1 protein-coding gene is annotated in these 683 nt (G+C 65.3%); it reads left to right on the top strand.

From position 1 onward, the window contains the following. The coding region (locus tag AC24YW_RS36585; protein ID WP_487487211.1) for a chemotaxis protein CheA at positions 1 to 683 on the top strand (683 nt) is incomplete at both ends.

The following is a 683-nucleotide window of genomic DNA, read 5'->3' as shown; positions in this document are numbered from 1 at the left end:
TCCGAACTCGGCAAGCAGATCGAGCTCGAGATGCACGGCGCCGACACCGAGCTCGACCGCCAGGTGCTCGACCTGATCAAGGACCCGCTCACCCACATGGTGCGCAACTCCGCCGATCATGGCCTGGAGACCCCCGCCGAGCGCCTCGCCAGCGGCAAGGGCGAGCAGGGCACCATCCGCCTGTCCGCCTATCACGAGGGCGGCCACATCATCATCTGCATCGCCGACAACGGCAGAGGCCTCAACACCGAGAAGATCAAGGCCAAGGCGCTCTCGTCCGGTCTCGTCACCGAGGCCGAGCTGGAGAAGATGAGCGAAGCCCAGATCCACAAGTTCATCTTCGCGCCGGGCTTCTCCACTGCCGCTGCCATCACCTCGGTCTCGGGCCGCGGCGTCGGCATGGACGTGGTCCGCACCAATATCGACCAGATCGGCGGCACCATCGACATCAAGTCGGTCGCGGGTGAAGGCTCCTCCGTCACCATCAAGATCCCGCTGACGCTCGCCATCGTCTCGGCGCTGATCGTCGAAGCCGCCGGCGACCGCTTTGCGATCCCGCAGCTCTCGGTGGTGGAATTGGTCCGGGCCCGCGCCAATAGCGAGCACCGCATCGAGCGCATCAAGGACACCGCGGTGCTCAGGCTCCGCAACAAGCTGCTGCCGCTGATCCATCTGAAGAAGCT

The sequence above is a fragment of the Bradyrhizobium sp. USDA3516 genome (assembly GCF_057651995.1).
The sequence above is the reverse complement of the archived record's forward strand: the minus strand, read 5'-3'. Positions and strand labels throughout refer to the sequence as shown.